A 6,159-nucleotide genomic window follows, 5' to 3' on the forward strand; every position below is an offset into this window, starting at 1 on the left:
CGGCAGCGTCAGATGTGTATAAGAGACAGCCTCGACGCGGACGAACGCGCCGAACGGCACCAGCTTGGTGACCTTGCCGGGCACGATCTGGCCGATGGCGTGCGTGCGGGCGAAGTGCCGCCAGGGGTCTTCCTGAGTCGCCTTGAGCGACAACGACACCCGCTCGCGGTCCATGTCGACGTCGAGCACCTCGACGGTGACCTCGTCGCCGACCTGAACGACCTCCGACGGGTGGTCGATGTGCTTCCAGGACAGCTCGGAGACGTGCACCAGACCGTCAACGCCGCCAAGGTCGACGAACGCGCCGAAGTTGACGATCGAGGACACCACACCCTTGCGGATGGCGCCCTTCTGCAGCTGGTTGAGGAACTCGCTGCGCACCTCGGACTGGGTCTGCTCGAGCCACGCGCGCCGCGACAGCACCACGTTGTTGCGGTTCTTGTCCAGCTCGATGATCTTGGCCTCGATCTCCTTGCCGATGTACGGCTGCAGATCGCGGACGCGCCGCATCTCCACGAGCGACGCGGGCAGGAAGCCACGCAGGCCGATGTCGAGGATCAGGCCACCCTTGACCACCTCGATGACGGTGCCCTTGACGGCCTCGTCCTTCTCCTTGAGCGCCTCGATGGTGCCCCAGGCGCGCTCGTACTGCGCGCGCTTCTTGGACAGGATCAGCCGGCCCTCTTTGTCCTCCTTGGTGAGAACCAGGGCCTCGACCTCATCGCCGACGGAAACGACCTCGCTGGGGTCGACATCGTGCTTGATGGAGAGCTCGCGGGCGGGGATGACCCCTTCGGTCTTGTAGCCGATGTCGAGGAGCACCTCGTCCCGGTCCACTTTGACGATCGTCCCCTCCACGATGTCGCCATCGTTGAAGTACTTGATCGTTTTGTCTATTGCGGCAAGAAAGTCCTCGCTGGAACCGATGTCGTTGACGGCTACTTGGGGCGAGGTGACGGTGGGACTCGGCATGTGGTGGGTTGCTCCGGACAGGTTGGGTCGTAGGGACAAAATTGGGATTTACCTATTGAGGCTACTCGACTGCGTACACGCTGGCCAAACTCGGCCGCCACCTGCTGACGCGAAAGTAACGCCAGGGCGAATTTCGGGCCGATTTTCCGCCCCCAACGCTACCCCGGCGGGCCGTGGGGCGCGGCACCGTCCGGGTCGCCGCGCTAGTGCGCGGCGGAGTCCCACGAGCGGCCGTAACCGACGGAGACCTCGAGTGGCACGTCGAGCGGGTAGGCGCCGCCCATCTTCTCCCGCGCCAGCGCCTCGAGCTGGTCCCGCTCGCCGGGCGCGATTTCGAACAGGAGTTCGTCGTGCACCTGCAGCAGCATGCGGGATTTCAGCCCCGCCTCGGCGATCGCCTTGTCGACCTCGATCATCGCGACCTTGATGATGTCGGCGGCGCTGCCCTGGATGGGGGCGTTGAGCGCCGCCCGCTCGGCGGCCTCGCGCACCTGGCGGTTGCTGCTGTCCAGCTCGGGCAGGTAGCGGCGGCGGCCCAGCACCGTGGAGGTGTAGCCGTCCTTGCGGGCCTGCTCGACGATGTTCATCAGGTAGTCGCGCACCCCGCCGAACCGGGCGAAGTACGCATCCATCTGCTCCTTGGCCTCCTCGGTGGAGATCTTGAGCTGCTGCGAGAGCCCATAGGCGCTCAACCCGTAGGCCAGGCCGTACGACATCGCCTTGACGCGGCGGCGCAGCTCGGCGGTGACCTCCTCGATCGGCACGCCGAACGCCCGCGAGGCGACGAACGAATGCAGGTCCTCCCCCGTGTTGAAGGCCTCGATCAGGCCCTCGTCGCGGGACAGGTGGGCCATGATCCGCATCTCGATCTGGCTGTAGTCGGCGGTCATCAGCTCGGCATAGCCGTCGCCGACCACGAAGGCATCCCGGATCCGCCGGCCCGCCTCGGTGCGGATCGGGATGTTCTGCAGGTTCGGCTCCGTTGACGACAGCCGGCCGGTGGCCGCGATGGTCTGGTTGAACGTGGTGTGGATGCGCCCGTCGGAGGCCACCGAGTTCAGCAGCCCGTCGACGGTCACCTTGAGCCGGGTGACGTCGCGGTGGGCGAGCAGGTGTTGCAGGAACGGGTGGCCGGTCTTGTCGTACAGCGACTGCAAGGCGTCGGCGTCGGTGGTGTAGCCGGTCTTGGTGCGCTTGGTCTTCGGCATCTCCAGCTCATCGAAGAGCACCGTCTGCAACTGCTTGGGCGAGCCCAGGTTGATCTGCTTGCCGATCACCGCGTAGGCCGCCTCGGCCGCGTCCCGGATCTGGTGGGCGAAATCGCTTTGCAGCTCGCCGAGCAGATCCAAATCGACTGCGATGCCGGTGTGTTCCATACCGGCGAGCACCCGCTGCACGGGCAGCTCCATGCCGCCCAACAGCGACGTGGAGTTGATGCGGGCCAGCTCCTCGTCGAGCGCGTCGGCCAGGTCCAGCACCGCCACGGCCCGCAGGATCAGGGTCTGCACCGCCTGGTCGTCGGTGCCCTCCGTGTCGTCGAGCAGCGAAAGTTGTTGCTGCTCAGCAGTTTCCGCGCGCAGTTCGCGGCGCAGGTAGCGCAGCGAAAGGTCCTCGAGCGAGAAGCTGCGCTGCCCGGGCCGCACCAGGTAGGCGGCCAGCGCGGTGTCGGAGCTGACGCCGGCCAGGGTCCAGCCGCGGCCGGCCAGGTCGTGCATCGCCAGCTTGGCCTCGTGCAGCGCCTTGGGCGGGCCCGGGTCGGCCAGCCAGGACGCCAGCGCGGCCTCGTCGTCGGGATCCAGCGCGGAGGTGTCGATGTAGCGGCCCTCACCGTCGGCCGAGACGATGGCCAGTGCGGTGGCGTCGGCGTCGTACGCCAGGTGGGTGCCGACGACGGCCAGGCCGAAGCGCTTGCCCGAGCTGTGCTCGGCCAACCACACGGCCAGCTCGCCCGGCTGCAGCGCGCTGCCGCGCACGTCGAAGCCCGCGTCGACCTCGGGCTCGACCGCGGCCAGCGTGTCGAACAGCCGGTCGCGCAGCACCCGGAATTCCAGGTCGTCGAACAGCCGGTGGATGTGGTCGCGATCCCACGGCAGCATGCGCAGCGTGTCCGGGGTCTGCGCCAGCGGCACGTCCTTGACGAGGTCGGTGAGCTCGCGGTTGCGGATCACGCCGGCCAGGTTGGCCCGCAGCGCGTCGCCGACCTTGCCGCGCACCGACTCGACGTTGTCCACCAGCCCCTGCAGCGAGCCGTATTCGGCGATCCACTTGGACGCGGTCTTCTCCCCCACGCCCGGGATGCCGGGCAGGTTGTCGCTGGGATCGCCACGCAGGGCGGCGAAGTCGGGGTACTGCGTGGGGGTCAGCCCGTACTTCTCGACGACGGCCTCGGGCGTGAACCGGGTGAGTTCGCTGACGCCCTTGCGGGGGTAGAGCACCGTCACGTCGTCGCTGACCAACTGCAGCGAGTCCCGGTCCCCGGTGACCACCAGCACGCGGTAGCCCTCGTTCTCGGCCTGGGTGGCCAGCGTCGCGATGAGGTCGTCGGCCTCGAAGCCGGGCTCGGCCAGCACCGTGATGCCCAGCGCGTTCAGCACTTCCTTGGTGATGTCGATCTGGCCGTGAAACTCGTCGGGCGTCGACGAGCGGTTCGCCTTGTACTCCGGGTACCGCTCGGAGCGAAAGGTCTGCCGGGACACGTCGAACGCCGCGGCGACGTGCGTCGGGGCCTCGTCGCGCAACAGGTTGATCAGCATCGCGGTGAAGCCGTACACCGCGTTGGTGGTCAGGCCGCCGCGGGTCTTGAAGTTCTCTGCGGGCAGCGCGTAGAACGCCCGAAACGCCAGCGAATTGCCGTCGAGCAACATCAGTGTCGGCTTGGTGTTTTCGTCGGTCTGCTGAGCGGGCGGAGCGGGCACGGCTATCACTCTAGGCACCCCGACCGACGAGCCCGAGGCTGCCGCAGAACTGCAACACGTTTCAGTTTTGGATTGGCGCTGGGTAGTCTGGCCGAGTGCCAGAGGTCACCAGCCAACAACCCGCGATCGACGGATGGTTCGCCACCGACTCGACTACTGAGGGCGCCGGTCGCCCCCACCTGATCGGCGGGAAGTGCCCCGAGTGCGGCACCTACGTGTTCCCGCCGCGGGAGAACAACTGCCCCAACCCGGGCTGCGCCAGCGACACACTGGAGGCCGTCGCGTTGTCGACCCGCGGGACGCTGTGGAGCTACACCGAAAACCGGTACCCGCCGCCGGCGCCCTATCCCGCCCCGGATCCGTTCGAGCCGTTCGCGATTGCCGCCGTCGAGCTCGCCGACGAGGGACTCATCGTGCTGGGCAAGGTGGTTGAGGGCACCCTGGCCGCCGACCTGAAGGTCGGCATGGAGATGGAGCTGACCACGATGCCGCTGTTCGTTGACGACGACGGCGTGGAGCGGATCGTGCACGCTTGGAAGGTTGCGCCATGACTCCCGAACCGCTCTACATCCTCGGCGCCGGCATGCACCCATGGGGCAAGTGGGGCCGCGACTTCACCGAGTACGGCGTAGTGGCCGCCCGTGCCGCCCTGGCCGAGGCCGGCCTGGACTGGCGGCAGATCCAGCTGGTCGCCGGGGCCGACACCATCCGCAACGGCTACCCGGGCTTCATCGCCGGGTCGACGTTCGCCCAGAAGCTGGGCTGGAACGGCGTGCCGGTCAGCTCGAGCTACGCGGCGTGCGCCAGCGGGTCGCAGGCGCTGCAGAGCGCACGCGCCCAGATCCTGGCCGGGTTCTGCGACGTCGCGCTGGTGATCGGCGCCGACACCACGCCCAAGGGCGCGTTCGCCCCCGTCGGCGGGGAACGCAAGAACGACCCCGACTGGCAGCGGTTCCACCTGATCGGCGCGATGAACCCGGTGTACTTCGCGCTGCTGGCGCGCCGCCGGATGGACCTCTACGGCGCGACGCCCGACGATTTCGCCCAGGTGAAGGTGAAGAACTCCCGGCACGGGCTGCAGAACCCGAATGCCCGCTACCGCAAGGAGGCCTCGGCCGACGACGTGTTCGCCAGCCCGGTGGTGGCCGACCCGCTGCGCCAGCTCGACATCTGCGCCACCTCCGACGGCGCGGCGGCCCTGATCGTGGCCAGCGCCGAGTTCGCCCGCAAGCACCTCGGCTCGCTCGACGGCGTCCCGTCGGTGCGCGCGGTCAGCACGGTCACCCCCCGCTACCCCCAGCACCTACCCGAATTGCCCGACATTGCAACGGATTCCACCGCCGCGGTGCCCGCACCCGACCGGGTGTTCAAGGATCAGATCCTCGACGCGGCCTACGCCGAGGCGGGCATCGGGCCCGAGGACGTCAGCCTGGCCGAGGTGTACGACCTGTCCACCGCGCTGGAGCTCGACTGGTACGAGCACCTTGGGCTGTGCCCCAAGGGTGAGGCCGAGGCGCTGCTGCGCAGCGGGGCGACCACCATCGGCGGCAAGGTCCCGGTCAACCCCTCGGGCGGGCTGGCGTGCTTCGGGGAGGCCATTCCCGCGCAGGCCATCGCGCAGGTCTGCGAGCTCACCTGGCAGCTGCGCGGGCAGGCCACCGGCCGGCAGGTGGAGAACGCCACGGTCGGCGTCACCGCCAATCAGGGCCTGTTCGGTCACGGCTCGTCGGTGATCGTGGCGCGCTAGCTGTAAGCGGCCGCCGGGTCGACGGTCAGCGCGGCACGTCGCAACGCGGTTTACGAAATCCAGTGTGCGATGGCGGCTTTGCGCGTGCGCTCAGGGCGCGAATCCTGCGCTTCTGGCGCCCTGGACGCACGCTCGAGGCCCTGAGCGCACACTCGGCGGGTCGAAAAGCTACTCGTCCTCGGAGCCGAGGGTTTCCAGCACGACCTCGGCGACCCGCTTCATCGTGGTCCGCCGGTCCATCGCGGCGCGCTGAATCCACTTGAACGCCTCGGGTTCGGTCATGCCCTGCTTGGTCTGCAGCAGGCCCTTGGCGCGCTCGACGAGCTTGCGGGTCTCCAGCCGGTCGGACAGCGTGGCCACTTCGCGTTCCAGCTCGGTGATCTCGCTGAACCGGCTGACCGCCAACTCGATAGCCGGAATCAGGTCGCTGATCGTGAACGGCTTCACCAGGTAGGCCATCGCCCCGGCGTCGCGGGCGCGCTCGACCAAGTCGCGCTGGCTGAACGCTGTCTCTTATACACATCT

General features: G+C 68.3%; 4 protein-coding genes and 1 pseudogene. 2 read left to right on the plus strand and 3 right to left on the minus strand.

What is annotated here, in order from left to right; genetic code table 11:
* Together WU80_RS23820 and polA are read right to left on the minus strand one after the other, a co-directional pair.
* Positions 1-972: S1 RNA-binding domain-containing protein (locus tag WU80_RS23820; RefSeq protein WP_055405871.1), on the minus strand; the 972-nt coding region annotated here is incomplete at its 3' end.
* A gap of 203 nt (positions 973-1,175) precedes the next feature.
* Positions 1,176-3,836, minus strand: a complete 2,661-nt coding sequence (gene polA, locus WU80_RS23825) for a DNA polymerase I (RefSeq protein WP_197281346.1) — start codon at positions 3,834-3,836, stop codon at positions 1,176-1,178.
* A gap of 146 nt (positions 3,837-3,982) precedes the next feature.
* On the opposite strand from polA, the gene WU80_RS23830 reads away from it, so the two are divergent.
* Positions 3,983-4,438: a Zn-ribbon domain-containing OB-fold protein gene (locus tag WU80_RS23830; protein ID WP_055405545.1), complete on the plus strand. Its 456-nt coding sequence runs from the start codon at positions 3,983-3,985 to the stop codon at positions 4,436-4,438.
* Positions 4,435-5,634, plus strand: coding sequence for a lipid-transfer protein (locus WU80_RS23835; protein WP_055405544.1), 1,200 nt, complete (start codon positions 4,435-4,437; stop codon positions 5,632-5,634). The genes WU80_RS23830 and WU80_RS23835 overlap by 4 nt, the downstream gene beginning before the upstream one ends.
* A gap of 168 nt (positions 5,635-5,802) precedes the next feature.
* Here WU80_RS23835 and WU80_RS23840 read toward each other — a convergent pair.
* Positions 5,803-6,144: pseudogene (locus WU80_RS23840) on the minus strand (ANTAR domain-containing response regulator); the annotation flags it as partial.
* Positions 6,145-6,159 lie beyond the last annotated feature (15 nt).

Source organism: Mycobacterium sp. UM_11 (assembly GCF_001414075.1).
Taxonomy (GTDB): Bacteria; Actinomycetota; Actinomycetes; order Mycobacteriales; family Mycobacteriaceae; genus Mycobacterium.

What these genes read in the sequence shown, in the direction of transcription:
- polA (WP_197281346.1), bottom strand. Translation starts at nt 3,836, where the DNA reads ATGTTGCTCGACGGCAATTCGCTGGCGTTTCGGGCGTTCTACGCGCTG.
- WU80_RS23835 (WP_055405544.1), top strand. Translation starts at nt 4,435, where the DNA reads ATGACTCCCGAACCGCTCTACATCCTCGGCGCCGGCATGCACCCATGG.